Here is a 16,269-nt window from a genome sequence, read left to right as displayed (position 1 = left end):
GGCCCGGCTCAGCCCTTCAGCAGCACCTTGCCGCCGCTGCGCACCTTCGACCAGTCCTTGGCGAAATAGGCGAAGTCCCGCGACGGCCGGCTGAACAGGAAGCCCTGGGCCAGCGACACCCCCAGCCCGGTCAGCAGGTCGGCGTGCACCGTCTCTTCCACCTGCTCGCCGATCAGGTCCAGCCCCAGCTGGCGGCAGACGTCGACCATCGACCGCAGCATGGCCATGTCGCGCGGGTTGCCGACGGCGCCGCGGACGAAACTGCCGTCGATCTTGGCGTAATCGGCCTGGATGCCGTACAGCGACTGGAAGCTGGTCGAACCGGCGCCGACATCGTCCAGGCAGATGCGGAATCCGCCCTCGCGCAGCTTCTGCAGCACCTCGTTCAGCTTGGCGATGTCGGTGACGACCACGGTTTCCGTCACCTCGATCAGCAGCTTCGCGGCCAGATCGCCATAGGGGGCGACGACCGACTGGAACTGCTTGAGGAAGATCGGGCTCATCAGCGTCTTGGCCGACAGGTTGATCGCCACGTCCGGCAGCTTTGGCTCCTTGCGGAATTCCTGCAGCGTGTCCAGCACCGTCCGGGTCAGCAGCAGGTCGAAATCGTAGATCAGCCCGACATCCTCGGCGAAGGTGATGAAGTCGGCCGGCGACTTCATCCCGTCGACACGGGTCAGCGCCTCCAGATGGTGGACGGCGCCGGTGCCGATGTCGACGATCGGCTGGTAGACGACGATGAAGTCGCGGTTGTCGATCGTCGCGCGCAGCTGGCCGATCCGTTCCACCGCGCCGGCCATCAGCCGGTTGGCGCCATCCTCCAGGCTGGAGATGGTGAACTCCCCGCCCTGCGCCGAGGCGAAGGCCTGCACCGTATAGACCAGCGCGCGGGCCGCATCCGCCGCGTCCAGCCGGTCGTCGGCCATGTCCAGCGTCCAGGACCGGATGCCGCCGGGCAGGGCGCCGCCCGCCGCCTCGATGATCTGGGCGATGTGGCCTTGCACCTCGTTCCCGTCGATGTCGGTGGCATGGACGATGCCGTACCGGTCGCCGGTCAGCTGCCCGGCGCTGTCGCCGTCGGCGGAGATGCCGCGCAGATAGGCGTCGATGCCCTCGCGCACCTCCGCCGCGGCGCCTTCCGGCATCGCCTCCACCATCGCCTGCAGACCTTCGACGAGCAGCAGGGTCAGTCCCTGGTCGAGCCCCTTCTCGCGGGCGGCGAGGATCCGCTCCTCCAGGATGCCGGCGAAGCCGGTCTGGTCCAGCAACTCGCCCTGCGCGGCGGCGGCTGCACCGGCGCCGTGGCGTTGCGGTGCGGTCAACAGCACGGTCAGGAACAGCGACCCCGGACAGGAATCGAGCCGGCACCCGCCCAGCAGGGCCGGGAACTGCTGCCCGTCGAAGGCCTGGAACAGCACGCGCGACGGCTTGATCCGCGCCTTCTCCCGGATGCGGTCGAACAGGACATGGACGTATTTGCGGTCGCCGGGCGCGACCACCTCCATCAGATTGGTGCCGACCAGACCGCCGACCTCGCCCTTGGTCAGACGGCAGCGTGCCCCTGCGGAAAACAGGATGTTGCCGTGCGCATCCGTTTCGATCAGCAGATCGGCGGCGGCGAACGCAAAGCCGACGAAGCGGTCGCGGTCGCGGCTCGACGCCTGACGGCGCGGCGCCGCCGAACCGGCAGCCGGCGTCACCACCGGGCCGATGGCCGGCGCCATCACCGGGGCGGAGCGTCCTGCACTGTCTTGCGCCAACGGCATCGTCATGAGGTTACAAATTGCATCAAAGTTTAGAGAGTTTCAGGATGAATGTGACCGAGAGTAACCAATATCGCCATAGGTTAGAAGAGAGTCTGTTGCCGACGACCTCCGGCTTAACAAAGCGCGGCAATTTGTGTCATCTATCCCGCAAATGCTAACAATCCTGCGGTGCCTTGCCTTCTGCCTGTCTTCTCGAAAATTATCGTTACCGAAAACTTGACGCCATCATTCCGCTGCCGCAACGATCGCCGTTCGGAGTGCCGGTCGGGAATCGACGGCTCTCGCGAGTGGGTTGTCGAGGGGCCGCCACAATTCCCGCGCCCTGAGCGCCGGCTCAGGTGACTTCCACGGTTGCCGGCTGCGCTGTGGGTTTGCGCCGGCCCAGAAGCACTGCGTTGACGCTGGTCTGTCCGGGCATCTCGACGAAGCGGTAGGTCAGGGCGGACACCCCGACCACCATCGCCAGATAGGCGAGGGCAAGCCCATCCATCACCCAGGTCGCACCGAAGAAGATCAGCCGCGACTCGCCGCCGTCGACCGCCGTCTCGACGAACATCGGCTGGCCCAGCAGCTTCTGCATCACCGCCGCAGTCTTCTGGTACAGGGCGATGACCAGCGCATGCACCATGTAGATGGAGTAGGAACGGGCGCCCAGCCACTGGAAGGGCCGCTTCGCCAGCAGCCGCGAGAACGATCCACCCTCGAAGGCGAACACCCAGACCACCAGACCGAACAGCAGAGGCGAGGCGAAGGATAGGGCGTTGCCGCGCGCCATCGCCACGAAAACGATCACCGCGGCCAGACAGGCCGCCTCGATCAGCCCCGCCATCGGCAGCCTTGCCAGCCCGGCGCTGCGGGCGGTCAGGAACAGGCGGTACACGATATGCCCGGCGAAGAAGCCGTACAGGCAGCGGAAATAGCCAAGGTCGAAACTGCTGTCGATGTATTGGTCCGACCATCCCATGACGACGAAGGCGCCGGCGGCCGACAGAGCCACGGCGGACGCCGTCACCAGCCAGGGGCGGCGGGCCAGCAGGCAGACCAGGGCAAAGGTGACATAGGCGAAAAGCTCCGCACTGATCGACCAGCTCGGCATGTTCCAGGTCAGTTCGCCCTCGACGCCCAGCGAATGGACCAGGAAGAGGTTGCTGAGGATGGACGACGGCGCGAAGCGGCCGGTGAACGCCCCGGCCTCGCCGTGGATCGCCAACGCCTTGACGATCTCCAGCGGAATGAAGGCGACCAGGGTGACCGCATGCAGGGGCCAGACACGGCCCAACCGCCGGACAAGAAAACTCCCGGCCTCCGGGGCCGAGTTCAGGCGCCCGAGATAGGCATGGGTGATGACGAAGCCGCTAAGGACAAAGAAGAAGTCGACAAACAAATAACTGCCGCGAATGAACGGATTAAAATAGAAATTCCCTAATGCGCTAAAATGAAACAAAGCCACGAATAAGGCGCATAAACCGCGCCAGCCGTCGAGCACTGGAAAGCGCATTGGGATTCTCCAAATCCGGGTGTCATCTCAGTCAGGTCATTTCGGCTGCCGATACTATGGTTGCGGCGAATTATTCCTTCGAATGGTAAGGAATATTGCGTTCAATAACCGCCGGGTGAAAGTAAATGCCGGCCATGCAGCCAAATAGTCGAAAATACGGCTTATTGCGAAGGATTGCGGTGGCTACCTCCGTCAGGTCGCCCGTGTGGAGTGTATAATTCCCAGGGTGTGCGGATGCGCCGGGTTGGCGGACGGTCATATCGCCGATCGCGCGGGACACCGCACGGATTCGCTTCCCTGCCACCTGCTGGTTGCCGCCGGGGCGGTACGCCTCCTGCGACCAGCGGTTGAACGTCCCCGTGATTGTGCCCGGCCGTTCGGCCCGGCATCCTTCATCCATCTCGTCGCGGCCGGAAAACCGGATGATGCCCATCCACCGGCGCAGCGCGTGCAGTGGCTGCAGATCGGCCGTGGCGAGAACGAACTTCGCCCTGTCATGAATCCTGGCATGAAAAAGGCCCCGCGACCGGTCCGGTCGGCGGGGCCTTCACGTCTTTGCGCGATCCGGACCGTCAGCGGCGCGCGAACAGCCGGTTGACGTGGCCCATCTTGCGGCCGGGCCGCGCCTCCGCCTTGCCGTACAGGTGCAGCCGGGCGCCGGGTTCGGCCAGCAGGTCAGGCCAGCGCAGCACGTCGTCGCCGATCAGGTTGGTCATCTCGGCATCCGCCACCCGCTCCACCGATCCCAGCGGCAGGCCGCAGACCGCGCGCACCAGCTGTTCGAACTGGCAGGTGGCGCAGGCGTCCATGGTCCAGTGTCCGGAATTGTGCGGGCGCGGCGCCATTTCGTTGACCAGCACCCTGCCGTCGGCGGTGACGAACATCTCCACCGCCAGCACGCCGACCAGATCCAAAGCCTCGGCGATGCGGCGCGCGATGCGGTCGGCCTCCGCCGCGGTCCGATCCGACACCTTGTCCGCCGAGGCCGGGGCAATGGTGACGTCGAGGATGCCGTCCTTGTGGCGGTTCTCCACCGCCGGGTAGGCGACCATCGCGCCGTCGGCGCCGCGGGCGACGATCACCGACACCTCGCAGGCGAAGGTGACGAAGCCCTCGACGATGCCCTCCACCCCCGGCTTGCCGCCGCCAATGCCGGCCCAGGCGGCGGCCGGATCGCTGCCGCTGTCGAGCCGCGCCTGCCCCTTGCCGTCATAACCGAGCCGCGTCGATTTCAGCACGCAGCGCGGACCAACCTCGGCCACCGCGCGGGCAACCTCCTCGGCGCTGTTGGCCGCGCGCCAGGGGGCGGTGGCGATGCCGAGCCCGTTGACGAAGCTCTTCTCGGCGATGCGGTCCTGCGCCACCGACAGCACGTTCGGGCCGGGGTTCAGATTGGTGAAGCGGCGCAGATGCTCGGCCGTGGCGACCGGCACATTCTCCCATTCCAGAGTCACCACGTCGACCGAGCGGGCGAAGCGCTCCAGCGCCTCCAGATCATCCCAGTCCGCCACCGTCGCGGCGGCGCTGACCTGCGCCGCCGGACTGTCGGCCGCGTCGGGGGCATAGACATGGGTCTTGTAGCCCAGCCGCGCGGCGGCAAGCGCCGTCATCCGGCCGAGCTGTCCGGCACCCAGCATGCCGATGGTGGAACCGGGGGCGAGGCGGGGCAGGGGGGTGCCGGTTGGCTTGCCGGTCATGGCGGTCGGGCTTTCTGTCTGTCTGGCAGGATCGCGTCAGGTGGGATCGTCGACGGGGGCCTCGGCCACTGCGGCGGTCTGGCGGGCGCGCCAGCCGTCCAGCGCCTCTGCCACCGCCGGGTCCATCAGCGCGATGACCGAGCCGGCCAGCAATGCCGCGTTGATGGCGCCGGCCTTGCCGATGGCCAGCGTGCCGACCGGGACGCCGCCCGGCATCTGCACGATCGACAGCAGGCTGTCCATGCCCTTCAGCGCGTGGCTTTCGACCGGGACGCCGAACACCGGCAGCGGCGTCATCGACGCGGCCATGCCCGGCAGATGGGCGGCGCCGCCGGCCCCGGCGATTACCACCTTCAGCCCGCGCGCCTTGGCGGTGGTGGCGTATTCCACCAGCCGGTGCGGGGTGCGGTGGGCGGAAACGATGCGGACCTCGTGCGGGACGCCCAGCGCCGCCAGCGTGTCGGCGGCATGCTTCATCGTCGTCCAATCGGACTGGCTGCCCATGATGATGCCGACCAGCGGCTGGGCGCCGGCAGCCGAAGGGGTGCTGTTCGGGGAGTGATCGGCGGTCACGGCCTGGCGCTTTCCTCAAGGTCCGGAAAGCGGCGCATTATAGGAAGAGTCGGGCGCCTGTCCAGAGGCGCCTCTGCGCCTCTTCCTCCGGCCAGGATGAATCCGAGCCTGCGGCTGCGACATTCCGGCCCTTCCGATGGAACATGGTTCCACCTATGGTGCCGTCATATATGGACTGGATAGACCCTGCTCATTCCCGGAACCGGACCCATCGCATGACCGACGCCGCTCCCATTGAAGACCCCAACGACGACCGGCGCAAAGAGCACCGCGACATCCGCACCGCGATGGCGGAGGAACGGATGGCCGCCGTCGGCATCGACGAGGCGTCGATCGAGACGCTGGTGCGGACCTTCTACGGCAAGATCATGAAGGACGAGGAGCTTGGTCCGATCTTCGGCCGCGCCATCACCGATTGGGAACCGCATCTGCGCAAGATGATGGATTTCTGGTCGTCCATCGCGCTGCTGACCCAGCGTTACGACGGCCGCCCGATGCCGGTCCACATCTCGCTTGGGCTGGAGCCGCCGCATTTCGAGCGCTGGCTCGGCCTGTTCCGCGAGACCGCCCACGAGGTCCTGCCGGCCGAGGGCGCCAATTTCCTGATCGGCAAGGCCGAGAACATCGCCCGCAGCTTCCAGATGGGCATCCAGTTCTTCACCGTGCCCAAGAAGGAGTGAGGGTGCTTTCCCGTCAGGCAAGCCGTCATTCCCGCGAAGGCGGGAATCCAGGCTTTTCAGGTGCCTGATCGGGAAGCCTGGATCCCCGCCTTCGCGGGGACGACGTCCACAGGCCCGTTTGGTTAAGCAATGATGTCCGGCAGCAGCCGGCTCTCCAGGACCATGATCTGGTCCTTCAGCATCAGCTTGCGCTTTTTCAGCCGCTGCATCTGCAACTGGTCATAGGGCGCGCGTTCGACCAGCCGGGCGATGACGTCGTCCAGGTCGCGGTGCTCGCTGCGCAAGCTCGCCAGCTTTTCCTTCAAAATCTCTTGCTCGTTCATCGCGCCCGTTAGGAATGGCCGTTGCCCCGGGTGGGTCGGGGGTGCTCTTGCGGGTGACCCGTTGGCTGGGCGGGCCGAACTATACCAGAAATCCGGCGGCACGGCACCGCCAAACCGCCGGTTCGGTCCTTTGGCCATCCGGGATATCGCCGCGGCGAGGGGATCGGCCCGATGCCTCCTTTGCGGATACCGGCAATGATTGCGGGAAACGCCTGTTCCGGTAACATGGTGGTCCATTTCAATGAACAGGCGAACGGGACGGGAAACCCTCAATGACTGCCCCAATTAAAGCCGGCAAGCGTATCGGCATCCTGACCAGCGGCGGCGATTGCGCCGGGCTGAACGCGGTCATCCGTGCGGTGGTCCACCGCGCCACCGGCTATGGCTGGCAGGTGCTGGGCATCAAGGAAGGCACCCAGGGCCTGCTCCAGCGTCCGGTGCAGTACCAGACGCTCGACCTCGGCTCCGTCGACGGGCACATGATGCGCCAGGGCGGCACCATCCTGGGCACGACCAACCGCGGCGACCCCTTCGCCTATCCGATGCCCGACGGCACGCTGAAGGACCGTTCCGACGAGATCATCGGCGGTTACCGCGAACTCGGCCTGGATGCGCTGATCGGCATCGGCGGCGACGGCAGCTTCGCCATTCTGCACAAGCTGGCGCAGAAGGGCGGCTTCCCGATGGTGGGCGTGCCCAAGACCATCGACAACGACCTGGGCAAGACCGAGGTGTCGGTCGGCTACGACACCGCCGTCGCCGTGGCGGTGGAGGCGCTGGACCGCCTGCAGCCCACCGCCGCCAGCCACCACCGCGTGATGGTTCTGGAGGTGATGGGCCGCGATGCCGGCCACATCGCGCTGGCGGCCGGCATCGCCGGCGGGGCCGACGTGATCCTGATCCCGGAAATCCCCTATTCCATCGAAAGCATCGCCACCAAGATCAAGGACGTCCGCGATTCGGGGCGCAATTTCGCCCTGGTCGTGGTGTCCGAAGCGGTGAAGACGCTGGAAGGCACCGGTGTGAAGAAGATCCTCCAGGGCGGCGAGAAGCGCTATGGCGGCATCGGCGACTATATCGGCGAGAAGATCGCCGACGCCACCGGGGCCGAGACCCGCGTCACCGTGCTCGGCCATGTCCAGCGCGGCAGCATGCCCAGCCCGCGCGACCGCCTGATCGCGTCGGCCTTCGGCGTCCATGCCGTCGACCTGATCGCGGAAGGCAAGTTCAACCGCATGGTCGCCTGGTCCAACCGCAGCGTCATCGACGTGCCGATCACCGAGGCGATCGAGCATTACTCCTGTGTCGAACTGGACGGCGCGCTGGTGAAGACCGCCCGCGGCCTGAACATCAGCTTCGGCGACTGACGGGCGCCTCATGAGCGGCGCCCCATGACAGGCTCGATGTCGGCGAACCCGTTCTGGGACTTCTCCCTGGCCGTCTACGGACGGCCGGGGGTGCCCGCCTGCTGTCTGGCCTTGCAAGACCGGCGCGGGGTGGACGTCAATGTCCTGCTGTTCGCCGCCTGGGCCGGGCTGGATTGCGGCATCCGCCTGTCCGCCGAGGACATTGCCCGCATCGACGGATCGGTGTCCGGCTGGCGCGATGAGATGGTGCGCCCGCTGCGTGCCCTGCGCCGCCGCGCCAAGACGGAGGACGACGCCCTCTACCGCCGCATGAAGGCCGCGGAACTGGAGGCTGAGCGCGTCCAGCAGGACCGCCTGTTCGCCGCCGGCGGGTTCCTGCCGCAGCCGGGCGGCAGCGTGGAACTGGCCGCCGCCAACATGGCGCTGCTGGTGCCGGGCGGCGACCAGGCGCTGGACGAACTGGTCGGGGTGCTGAGTTAGACCGCCTACCTGTTCAGAATCAGCTCGTCCGGATTGCGGGTGACGTTCGACACCAGCACCGGCTTGCCCGCATAGAAGGCGCTGCAGCGCTTGCCACTGACCAGACGGGTCAGCGCCGCTTCCCACTCGCGCCCCTTGGGGCCGATGATGCGCAGCTTCAGCTGGTCGACCAGCGGGACGACCTTGAAGGACTCGATCTCGATCGGCTCGGCGCTGGTGGTGGTGAAGACATCCTGCTTCAGCGTCAGGGTCTTGCCGTTGATCTCCAGCGTCACGTCCTGCGCCCACGGGCAGCCGTTCGACTTGGCGCCTTCGTTGGCCTGCGCGGCAGCGATCCCGAAGCCCAGCAACAGGGCGGCGGCGAGAGTGACCCGGTGGAGGCCGGATTGGCCCCGGCGGAAGCCGGATTGGCCTCGGCGGAAGCCGGATTGGCGAAGTGCCCGGATTGGGCGGGAGTTCATGATCCGCTCCTCAGGAGTGCGGCGCGGACAATAGCGATGCGTCAGCCTCATGACAATCCAGGGAAAATCCCGATTCTGTGACCGTTTGCGACGATTTCCGACCGTGCCCGGCTGGACCGGGGAGGGGGTGCCGGGGCATGATCTGGGCCCCGGCAACGCGCCCGCCAACCCGCAAGAGTTCCGATGGTTACTTTGTCGCAGGCCCTGCTGATCGCCCTCGACCACCATCAGGCGGGCAGGGTGGCGGAGGCGGAGGACCTCTATCGCCGAATCCTCAACGCCGATCCGGAACATGCCGATGCCATGGAACTGCTGGGCGTGCTCGCCGCCCAGACCGGCCGCTTCGGCTCGGCTGGCCGCATCCTGCGCTTTGCGGTGGCGTTGCGTCCCGACGGCGCCGGCGGCCTTTCCAACCTCGCCGGGGTGGAGCAGTCGGCCGCTGCATTGGACAATGCCGTGCGGCTCTATGGCCGGGCGTTGCGTCTCATGCCCGACCTTGCCGACGCCCACGCCAGCCGTGCCGGTGCCCTGCGCCGGCTGGGGCGAACGGAGGCGGCGCTGCTCGCCACCGCCAAGGCGCTGGCCCTGGTGCCCGGCCATGCCGACGCACTGGCGAACCGGGCCGCCGCCCTGCTGTCGTCCGGCGATCCCGCATCGGCCGAGCGCTGTGCCCGTCGCTCGCTCCGTCCGAACGCCCGCTCCGCCGTCGCGCACGCGACCCTGGCCGCAGCGCTCGCCGCGCAACGCCGCTGGGCGGAGGCGGAGACCGCCGCCCGCGATTCGCTGGCGCTCGACCGGAATGCCGGCGAGGCGTGGGAGGTGCAGGGTGCCGTCCTGGCCAAGCTTGGCCGCTTCCCGGAGTCGCTGGAGGCCTTCACGGTGGCCGAACGACTGCGGCCCGGTCCGTCGCTGTATGCGGCCCGCGGCACCGCCCTGATCGCCATGGCCCGCCCGGCGGAGGCGGCTGCCGACTTCGAGCGCGCCCTGGCCGACCGGCCGCAGGATGGCGGCCTGCACTGGAATTGCGGCTTCGCCCGCTTGATGGCCGGCGATTACGCGCGCGGCTGGCCGGAGTTCGACTGGCGCCGCCATGACGACCGTGCCGAGCCGCCCTGGCGCCGCCTCAATCAGCCGACATGGCGCGGCGAGCCGCTGAACGGCCGGACCATCCTGCTCTATGCCGAACAGGGGTTGGGCGACACGCTGCAGTTTCTGCGCTATGTCCCGTTGGTGGCGGCCCGCGGCGGCCGGGTGGTTCTGGAGGTGCAGCGCCCCCTGCTGCCCCTGCTGGAGCCGATGCCGGGTGTGGAGGGGGCGGCGCAGGTCATCGCCCGCGGCGACCCGTTGCCGCCCTTCGACCTCGAATGCCCGCTGATGAGCCTGCCGCGCGCCTTCGCCACCGTCGTGGACGGCGTGCCGGCCGATATCCCCTATCTGCGCCCCGATCCCCAGCGTGTCGCCCGCTGGCGAGGCCGGCTGGGGGCGCATGGCGCGATGCGCGTCGGGCTCGTCTGGGCCGGCAACCCGCGCTTTCCCGGCGACGAGGAGCGCTCACCCAGGCTGGCCGGTCTGCGCGGGCTGCTCGACGTGCCGGGATGCCGCTTCTACGGTTTGCAGATGGGGCCGGGGCGCGCCGACCTCGCCGATGCCGTCCTGCCGGACAGCTTCACCGACCTGGGGCCGGAGATCGGCGACTTCGCCGACACCGCGGCGATCATGGCCAACCTCGACCTCGTGGTGTCGTCCTGCACCGGGCCGGCCCATCTGGCAGGCGCGCTCGGCGCGCCGCTGTGGCTGGCGCTGCCCTTTTCGCCCGACTGGCGCTGGCTGACCGGCCGCGACGACAGCCCCTGGTATCCGACCGCCCGCCTGTTCCGGCAGCCGGCGCCCGGCGACTGGCCGTCGGTCGCCGGGCACATGGCTGCCGAACTGGCGGCGCTGGCTCAGCGTTTCAGGCCGTTGCCGTAGCGCGAGCAGTCGTAATCGTCGGTCCCGGCCTCTGCCCGGCCGCCGTTGGAGGTGTTGTAGCGCGGGTCGTCGCAGCGGCCGTTGCGGGCATAGGACGAATCGGAACCTCCCGACCCGAACAGCCCGCCGCCGCTGCCGCCGAACAGGCCGCCGCCACTGCCGCTGCTGCTGGTCTGGTTGCAGGCGGCGAGCGCCAGCGGCACGGCGGCGATGATAAGGACTCGAAGCGCGGTCTTCATGGCATTCCCTTCCCGGTTGGTGGTGGCGAAGAAAAAGCATTCCTTCGCCTTCAACAGGGCAGGGCGCCGATAAATTCCCGCGTCTGCGCTTCGCTCGATCTTTACTCGAACGGCTGGAACAGGCGCGTGGTGGGATTGATCGCCCACATTTCGCCCGTCTGGATGTCGAACCACCAGCCATGGATGTTCAGCGTGCCTGCTTCCACTCCTTCGCGCACGAAGGGGAAGGTCATCAGGTTGTCGACAGACGCGCGGACCGCCGCCCGCTCGATCACTGCCGGGGTGTCCTGCAGCTTTTCCGCATCGGCCCGTGCCTGTTCGGAGCCTTCCGGTCCGACATAGGGGTCGAGCGCCGAACCGGCGATGGATACCCAGGGGGAAATGAAATCGTCCTCCGACTTCTGGCCGGCGCGCAGCCGGATCAGGCCCTGGATGCCGCCGCACTGGGCATGGCCCAGCACGATGATCTCCGACACCTTCAGCGACTTGACCGCGTATTCGATGGCGGCCGAGGTGCCGTGATAGGCGCCGTCGGGCTGATAGGGCGGGACGAGGTTGGCGACGTTGCGCACGACGAACAGCTCGCCCGGTTCGGCGGTGGTCAGCAGGGCGGGATCGACCCGACTGTCGGAACAGCCGATCACCAGAACCTCCGGGTGCTGCCCTTCGGTCACCAGTTGCCGCATGCTGTCGGGCCGGCGTTCGTAGTAACGGGCGCGGAAGGACTTGATGCCGGCCAGAAGCTGGCGGATGGGCTCGCTCGGTTTGCTGCTGAAGGGCATGGTCGGCCTGTTCCCGTTGCTGCCGGCCGGCGGCGTTGCCGGCTCCGCGTCATGATTCATTGACAGCGGTATAACGGCATTGCGTCCGCGCACCAAGCCGCCAGTTGCGTGGTGCCGCAACAAGCCGTTCGCGGCGGCGGCCGGTCAGGCCTCCTCCGGCCGTTCGCCCCACCGCCGCAGGTTGCCGGCGTCCAGTCCGAACAGGTCCAGCACCCGCCCCACCGAATGGTCGACCAGATCGTCGATGCTCTGCGGCTTGGCATAAAAGGCGGGGACCGGCGGCGCGATCACCGCACCCATTTCCGCCAGCGCGGTCATGGTGCGCAGATGGCCCAGATGCAGCGGCGTCTCCCGCACCATCAGCACCAGCCGCCGCCGCTCCTTCAGCGCCACGTCGGCCGCCCGCGTCAGCAGGGTGGAGGTGACGCCGCTGGCGATCTCGCTCATCGTGCGGACGGAGCAGGGAGCGACCACCATGCCCAGCGTGCGGAAGCTGCCGCTGGACACCGCCGCGCCGATGTCGGCGGCGGCATAGCTGACATCGGCGAGCGCCCGCAGCTCCGCCACCTTCATGCTGGTTTCGTGGGCCAGCGTGACCTCGGCGGAGCGGCTGACGACCAGATGCGATTCGACGCCGACCCGCCGCAGCGTCTGCAGCATGCGAATGCCATAGATCACCCCCGACGCGCCGCTGATGCCGACGACGAGCCGGGGCGGAGGGGTGGTGGGGTCGGTCATGGCGGGATTCTATGCTCTCTTCAAGCCCTCTCCCGTCCCGGGAGAGGGAGGGGACCCGCGCCGCAGGCGTGGGGAGGGTGAGGGGTAGGGCAAGGAACCAGAAGCGCATGGCTTCGTACCTTACCCCTCACCCTTCCCATGCTGCGCATGGGCCCCTTCCCTCTCCCGGGACGGGAGAGGGAGTCCCCTCAGTGCGCGTCTTCCTGTTCGGAATAGCGGTCGTCGTCGCGGTTCTCGCCATAGAAGTCCTCGGCGGCTTCCTCCGGCGGGCGGGGCACGCCGCCGCGGCGGATGGCCAGCGCCAGCGCTTCTTCCAGTTCGCGCTGCGAGCAGAGGCCCAGCATCACCGGGCCGCGCGGCTTGATGTTGGCGACGTTCCAGTGGGTGCGGTCGCGCACCGCGGCGATGGTCGGCTTGGTGGTGCCGATCAGGCGGCAGATCTGGGCGTCCGACAGCTCCGGATGGTGCTTCAGCAACCAGGCGATGGCGTCGGGCTTGTCGCCGCGCTTGGTGATCGGGGTATAGCGCGGGCCCTTGGACCGGGAAGCGACCTGCGGCAGGTCGGCGACCAGAAGCTTCAGGCGCAGATCCTGGTTCTTCTCGCAGCGCTCGATTTCCTGCTTGGTCAGCTGGCCGTTGGCGATGGGGTCCAGCCCCACCATGCCGACCGCGACCTCGCCGTCGGCGATGGCCTGGACTTCCAGCGAATGCATGCCGCAGAAGGCGGCGATCTGCTCGAAGGACAAGGACGTGTTCTCGACCAGCCAGACGGCTGTCGCTTTCGGCATCAAGGGCAGTGCCATCATCCCTCCTGACAAACTCTTCACCGGTCGCACCCGCTGGCGGGTGGTGCGGCCGGTCGTTCGAACTGGTTATGCGGTGCGGGGGCGGCTTCGCGACCCCGGGGCGGCCGCCCCTTTCTCGTCACCACGATATAGGGCGAATACCGGTCCGCGTAAGCATGCTTGCGCAGGCGCACCGGGAAATCCCGGCCGCCCGCTCGCCTCTGCTAACCTGTCTTGCCCGTCGATGGCAAGCCCGACGGCGCGGATATGGCGAAGAAAAGCGCAAAATCAGGTGGCGTCCGGCCCGACCGTCAGCACGATCTTGCCGATATGCGCGCTGCTTTCCATCAGCCGGTGCGCTTCGTCCGCCTGTTCCAGCGGGAAGGTGCTGTGAATCTGCGGCCTGATGCCGCCTGATTCCAGCAGCGGCCAGACATGCTCGCGGAGCGCCGCGGCGATGCGGCCCTTCTCCGCCACCGGCCGGGCGCGCAGGGTCGATCCGGTCAGGGTCAGCCGCTTGGTCATCACCGGGGCCATGTTCAGCGACACCTTCGCCCCCTGCAGGAAGGCGATGGAGACGTGGCGGCCGTCCACCGCCATGATGTCGATGTCGCGGGCGATGTAGTCGCCGCCGACCATGTCGAGCACGACGTCGACGCCGCGCCCGCCGGTCGCCTCGCGGATCACCGCGACGAAATCCTCGGTCTTGTAATTGATGGCGCGGTCGGCCCCCAGTTCCTCGCAGGCGCGGCACTTGTCGTCGCTGCCGGCGGTGGTGAACACGGTGGCGCCGAAGGCCTTGGCCAGCTGGATCGCCGTGGTGCCGATGCCGCTCGACCCGCCATGGATCAGCAGGGTCTCGCCGCGCTTCAGCGCGCCGCGCTCGAACACGTTGGTCCAGACGGTGAAGAAGGTCTCCGGCACCGCCGCCGCCTCGACCATCGACAGCGGGGCGGGGACGGGCAGGGCCTGCACCGCCGGCACCACGCAATATTCGGCATAGCCGCCGCCGGCCACCAGCGCGCAGACCTTGTCGCCGCTGGCCCAGTTCTCCACCCCCTCGCCGATGGCGATCACCGTGCCGGACAACTCCAGCCCAGGCAGGTCGGACGCGCCCGGCGGCGGGTCGTAACGGCCCTGGCGTTGCAGCGTATCGGGGCGGTTCACCCCGGCGGCGGCGACCTCCACCAGGATCTCGCCGGGACCGGGCACCGGCACCGGGCGGCGGGCCGGGTGCAGCACCTCCGGCCCTCCGGGCTGGGTGATCTCGACGCATCGCATGCTGTCGGGCAGGCTCAAGCCCATGGCGGTCGTCCCTTCCATTATTGTCTGTCCGTTCCGGCGCCTGACGGCACCGGCACGTTGGCATTCTCCGGTGCGAAAGGTAGATTTGCCGGACCGGCCTGACAAGGCGAACCACGTGGCAGGGGAGGGACCCACAGCATGGCCATTGACGACCGTTTCGAGGATCTGGAACCGCGCAAGGCCAAGCCGGCGCCCAAGGACCTGACCGTGATGGGCGTGGCCGAGATCGAGGCCTACATCGCCACGCTGGAGGCGGAGATCGACCGCGCCCGCGCCGCCATTGCCGCCAAGCAGGCGCAGAAATCGGCGGCGGAAGCGTTCTTCAGGAAGGGCTGAGGCGCCAAAGGAAAAGGCCCTTCCCGCCGGGGGGGAGGGCCTTGAATTCCAAGTGTTTATCTTACCGCCCGATGCCGACCAGATCGCGGTAGCAGTGCCACGACGCGTGCCCGATCACCGGCAGGGCGATCGCCAGCCCGAGAAAGGCGGTGACCATCCCGGCGCTCATGAACAGGGCGATCAGGAAGGCCCAGGCGATCATCGGCTTGATGTTGGCGCGCACCACGGCGATGCTGGTCGCCATGGCGGTGAAGACGTCGGTCTCGCGGTCCAGCAGCATCGGCACCGACACCACGGCGATGGAGAACACCGCGGTGGCGATGATTCCGCCGAACACGGTCCCGGTCAGCAGGAACGGAATGGTCTCCGCCGAGAAGAAGATGCGGTCGACCAACTGGTCCAGCGCCGGCGGCTCGCCCGAGAAGAACAGGGCGAAGATCAGGAAGGCGACGCGGATCCAGGCCAGCATCGCCAGCATCAGCACCAGACCGACTCCGGCGATCTGCACCCCGTTGCGGCGATAGGCCGCCACCACCTTGCCGAAGGTCGGCCGTTCCCCCAGCTCCAGCAGGCGGCTGGTCTCGTACAGCCCGACCGCGAACAGCGGCCCGACGAGCATGAAGCCCGCCGCCATCGGCAGCAGGAGATATTCCATGTCCAGCATCGCCAGCCCGACCACCAGGACCAGGCTGGAGATCACCGCCAGCGCGCCATAGGCGAAGCTGATTACCGGTGCCGCCATCATGTCCTGCCAAGCCGACGACAGCCAAACCCATGGACGGTCAATCTCGACCGTCCGGATCGGCGGCAGCCAAGCGGGAGTATGGCCGGGGGTGTGCGTCTGTGGCGATTGAACCGATCCGCGAAACGACGTCATGTCGACCATGATGACGGCCCTCCCCATGAACCAAGGACAGCGCCCGCCGGCGCTCATGAAGGCACTCTCACACAGTCGCTCTGATAGTCGCAATAGGGAACTATCGGCATACCCAATAGTAACAAATCAGCTGAGGTTATTCCTACTCCCAAGCTTGGTCTTTTCCGTCCTTTCGGTCGATGACGTCAGTCCTCGCCGTCAAGCTTATGTCCGTCCAAAGTCTGAGTTCTCCGCTCGGCTTCCTTGCGGTCGCGTTCCTTCTCCGCTTTGGTGCGGCCGAATCGGGCCCGATTCGCCTCGGCTTCCTTGGTGCGCTCGGCCTTGTCGCGGGTCTTGCGGAAACGATTGAGGTTGACCACGTCGCCCATGGCACGGTCTCCGGTGGCTGATTTCA

At 67.6% G+C, this 16,269-nt stretch carries 19 protein-coding genes; 5 read left to right on the top strand and 14 right to left on the bottom strand.

What is annotated here, in order from left to right; all coding sequences use genetic code 11:
* Positions 1-8: 8 nt before the first annotated feature.
* The 5 genes from FZ029_RS00385 to purE all read right to left on the bottom strand — a co-directional run bounded on the left by FZ029_RS00385 (position 9) and on the right by purE (position 5,534).
* The gene (locus tag FZ029_RS00385) at positions 9-1,772 is read right to left on the bottom strand and encodes an EAL domain-containing protein (protein WP_149267567.1); all 1,764 of its coding nucleotides are present in this window, start codon (positions 1,770-1,772) and stop codon (positions 9-11) included.
* Between the two features lie 328 nt (positions 1,773-2,100).
* On the bottom strand, positions 2,101-3,264 hold the full coding sequence (locus tag FZ029_RS00380) for an acyltransferase (protein WP_149267566.1): 1,164 nt from the start codon (positions 3,262-3,264) through the stop codon (positions 2,101-2,103).
* Between the two features lie 70 nt (positions 3,265-3,334).
* Positions 3,335-3,697, bottom strand: a complete 363-nt coding sequence (locus FZ029_RS00375; RefSeq protein WP_149267565.1) for a hypothetical protein — start codon at positions 3,695-3,697, stop codon at positions 3,335-3,337.
* A 139-nt stretch (positions 3,698-3,836) separates the two neighbouring features.
* Positions 3,837-4,961 carry a 5-(carboxyamino)imidazole ribonucleotide synthase gene (locus FZ029_RS00370; protein WP_149267564.1) on the bottom strand — a complete coding sequence of 375 codons (1,125 nt, stop codon included), beginning with the start codon at positions 4,959-4,961 and terminating at the stop codon, positions 3,837-3,839.
* Positions 4,962-4,997: 36 nt separating this feature from the next.
* Positions 4,998-5,534, bottom strand: coding sequence for a 5-(carboxyamino)imidazole ribonucleotide mutase (gene purE, locus FZ029_RS00365; protein WP_149198477.1), 537 nt, complete (start codon positions 5,532-5,534; stop codon positions 4,998-5,000).
* 215 nt (positions 5,535-5,749) lie between these two features.
* On the opposite strand from purE, the gene FZ029_RS00360 reads away from it, so the two are divergent.
* A complete protein-coding gene (locus FZ029_RS00360) occupies positions 5,750-6,214 on the top strand; it encodes a group III truncated hemoglobin (protein ID WP_247892078.1) in 465 nt (154 codons plus the stop codon).
* Between the two features lie 122 nt (positions 6,215-6,336).
* On the opposite strand, the gene FZ029_RS00355 is transcribed toward FZ029_RS00360, so the two are convergent.
* A complete protein-coding gene (locus FZ029_RS00355; RefSeq protein WP_085089646.1) occupies positions 6,337-6,537 on the bottom strand; it encodes a DUF465 domain-containing protein in 201 nt (66 codons plus the stop codon).
* 272 nt (positions 6,538-6,809) lie between these two features.
* Here FZ029_RS00355 and FZ029_RS00350 point away from each other — a divergent pair, with 272 nt between their 5' ends.
* Complete coding sequence (locus FZ029_RS00350; protein WP_149198478.1) at positions 6,810-7,904, top strand: ATP-dependent 6-phosphofructokinase; 1,095 nt, start codon at positions 6,810-6,812, stop codon at positions 7,902-7,904.
* A gap of 24 nt (positions 7,905-7,928) precedes the next feature.
* Positions 7,929-8,384: a TIGR02444 family protein gene (locus FZ029_RS00345; protein ID WP_247892077.1), complete on the top strand. Its 456-nt coding sequence runs from the start codon at positions 7,929-7,931 to the stop codon at positions 8,382-8,384.
* A gap of 5 nt (positions 8,385-8,389) precedes the next feature.
* Here the strand turns inward: FZ029_RS00345 and FZ029_RS00340 are convergent, their stop codons facing one another.
* Complete coding sequence (locus FZ029_RS00340) at positions 8,390-8,845, bottom strand: hypothetical protein (protein WP_149267563.1); 456 nt, start codon at positions 8,843-8,845, stop codon at positions 8,390-8,392.
* A gap of 183 nt (positions 8,846-9,028) precedes the next feature.
* On the opposite strand from FZ029_RS00340, the gene FZ029_RS00335 reads away from it, so the two are divergent.
* On the top strand, positions 9,029-10,813 hold the full coding sequence (locus FZ029_RS00335) for a tetratricopeptide repeat protein (RefSeq protein WP_149267562.1): 1,785 nt from the start codon (positions 9,029-9,031) through the stop codon (positions 10,811-10,813).
* On the opposite strand, the gene FZ029_RS00330 is transcribed toward FZ029_RS00335, so the two are convergent.
* The 5 genes from FZ029_RS00330 to FZ029_RS00310 all read right to left on the bottom strand — a co-directional run bounded on the left by FZ029_RS00330 (position 10,789) and on the right by FZ029_RS00310 (position 14,662).
* Positions 10,789-11,052, bottom strand: a complete 264-nt coding sequence (locus tag FZ029_RS00330; protein ID WP_149267561.1) for a hypothetical protein — start codon at positions 11,050-11,052, stop codon at positions 10,789-10,791. The two genes, FZ029_RS00335 and FZ029_RS00330, sit on opposite strands and share 25 nt — an antisense overlap.
* 101 nt (positions 11,053-11,153) lie before the next feature.
* Positions 11,154-11,834, bottom strand: coding sequence for a carbonic anhydrase (locus FZ029_RS00325; protein ID WP_149198482.1), 681 nt, complete (start codon positions 11,832-11,834; stop codon positions 11,154-11,156).
* 144 nt (positions 11,835-11,978) lie between these two features.
* Positions 11,979-12,572, bottom strand: a complete 594-nt coding sequence (locus FZ029_RS00320; protein ID WP_149267560.1) for a UbiX family flavin prenyltransferase — start codon at positions 12,570-12,572, stop codon at positions 11,979-11,981.
* Between the two features lie 188 nt (positions 12,573-12,760).
* Positions 12,761-13,375, bottom strand: a complete 615-nt coding sequence (locus FZ029_RS00315; RefSeq protein ID WP_109073098.1) for a DUF1013 domain-containing protein — start codon at positions 13,373-13,375, stop codon at positions 12,761-12,763.
* A gap of 270 nt (positions 13,376-13,645) precedes the next feature.
* On the bottom strand, positions 13,646-14,662 hold the full coding sequence (locus FZ029_RS00310; protein ID WP_149267899.1) for an NAD(P)H-quinone oxidoreductase: 1,017 nt from the start codon (positions 14,660-14,662) through the stop codon (positions 13,646-13,648).
* Positions 14,663-14,800: 138 nt separating this feature from the next.
* Here FZ029_RS00310 and FZ029_RS00305 point away from each other — a divergent pair, with 138 nt between their 5' ends.
* A complete protein-coding gene (locus FZ029_RS00305) occupies positions 14,801-14,998 on the top strand; it encodes a DUF1192 family protein (RefSeq protein ID WP_109073099.1) in 198 nt (65 codons plus the stop codon).
* 61 nt (positions 14,999-15,059) lie between these two features.
* Here FZ029_RS00305 and FZ029_RS00300 read toward each other — a convergent pair whose 3' ends face one another.
* Together FZ029_RS00300 and FZ029_RS00295 are read right to left on the bottom strand one after the other, a co-directional pair.
* On the bottom strand, positions 15,060-15,884 hold the full coding sequence (locus FZ029_RS00300) for a DUF2189 domain-containing protein (RefSeq protein WP_247892076.1): 825 nt from the start codon (positions 15,882-15,884) through the stop codon (positions 15,060-15,062).
* 176 nt (positions 15,885-16,060) lie between these two features.
* Positions 16,061-16,243 (bottom strand): DUF4169 family protein, encoded by a 183-nt coding sequence (locus tag FZ029_RS00295; protein ID WP_149267558.1) that lies wholly within the window; start codon positions 16,241-16,243, stop codon positions 16,061-16,063.
* Positions 16,244-16,269 lie beyond the last annotated feature (26 nt).

It is taken from the genome of Azospirillum sp. Sh1, assembly GCF_008365135.1.
Lineage (GTDB): Bacteria > Pseudomonadota > Alphaproteobacteria > Azospirillales > Azospirillaceae > Azospirillum > Azospirillum oryzae.
Note: the sequence above shows the minus strand (reverse complement) of the source record. Positions and strands in the feature narration are given on the sequence as shown.

Excerpts from the sequence above, each read along its gene's own strand:
- FZ029_RS00385 (WP_149267567.1), bottom strand. The coding sequence starts at position 1,772 with ATGACGATGCCGTTGGCGCAAGACAGTGCAGGACGCTCCGCCCCGGTG.
- FZ029_RS00380 (WP_149267566.1), bottom strand. The coding sequence starts at position 3,264 with ATGCGCTTTCCAGTGCTCGACGGCTGGCGCGGTTTATGCGCCTTATTC.
- FZ029_RS00375 (WP_149267565.1), bottom strand. The coding sequence starts at position 3,697 with ATGGGCATCATCCGGTTTTCCGGCCGCGACGAGATGGATGAAGGATGC.
- FZ029_RS00370 (WP_149267564.1), bottom strand. The coding sequence starts at position 4,961 with ATGACCGGCAAGCCAACCGGCACCCCCCTGCCCCGCCTCGCCCCCGGT.
- FZ029_RS00360 (WP_247892078.1), top strand. The coding sequence starts at position 5,750 with ATGACCGACGCCGCTCCCATTGAAGACCCCAACGACGACCGGCGCAAA.
- FZ029_RS00355 (WP_085089646.1), bottom strand. The coding sequence starts at position 6,537 with ATGAACGAGCAAGAGATTTTGAAGGAAAAGCTGGCGAGCTTGCGCAGC.
- FZ029_RS00350 (WP_149198478.1), top strand. The coding sequence starts at position 6,810 with ATGACTGCCCCAATTAAAGCCGGCAAGCGTATCGGCATCCTGACCAGC.
- FZ029_RS00345 (WP_247892077.1), top strand. The coding sequence starts at position 7,929 with ATGACAGGCTCGATGTCGGCGAACCCGTTCTGGGACTTCTCCCTGGCC.
- FZ029_RS00340 (WP_149267563.1), bottom strand. The coding sequence starts at position 8,845 with ATGAACTCCCGCCCAATCCGGGCACTTCGCCAATCCGGCTTCCGCCGA.
- FZ029_RS00335 (WP_149267562.1), top strand. The coding sequence starts at position 9,029 with ATGGTTACTTTGTCGCAGGCCCTGCTGATCGCCCTCGACCACCATCAG.
- FZ029_RS00330 (WP_149267561.1), bottom strand. The coding sequence starts at position 11,052 with ATGAAGACCGCGCTTCGAGTCCTTATCATCGCCGCCGTGCCGCTGGCG.
- FZ029_RS00325 (WP_149198482.1), bottom strand. The coding sequence starts at position 11,834 with ATGCCCTTCAGCAGCAAACCGAGCGAGCCCATCCGCCAGCTTCTGGCC.
- FZ029_RS00320 (WP_149267560.1), bottom strand. The coding sequence starts at position 12,572 with ATGACCGACCCCACCACCCCTCCGCCCCGGCTCGTCGTCGGCATCAGC.
- FZ029_RS00315 (WP_109073098.1), bottom strand. The coding sequence starts at position 13,375 with ATGGCACTGCCCTTGATGCCGAAAGCGACAGCCGTCTGGCTGGTCGAG.
- FZ029_RS00310 (WP_149267899.1), bottom strand. The coding sequence starts at position 14,662 with ATGGGCTTGAGCCTGCCCGACAGCATGCGATGCGTCGAGATCACCCAG.
- FZ029_RS00305 (WP_109073099.1), top strand. The coding sequence starts at position 14,801 with ATGGCCATTGACGACCGTTTCGAGGATCTGGAACCGCGCAAGGCCAAG.
- FZ029_RS00300 (WP_247892076.1), bottom strand. The coding sequence starts at position 15,884 with ATGGTCGACATGACGTCGTTTCGCGGATCGGTTCAATCGCCACAGACG.
- FZ029_RS00295 (WP_149267558.1), bottom strand. The coding sequence starts at position 16,243 with ATGGGCGACGTGGTCAACCTCAATCGTTTCCGCAAGACCCGCGACAAG.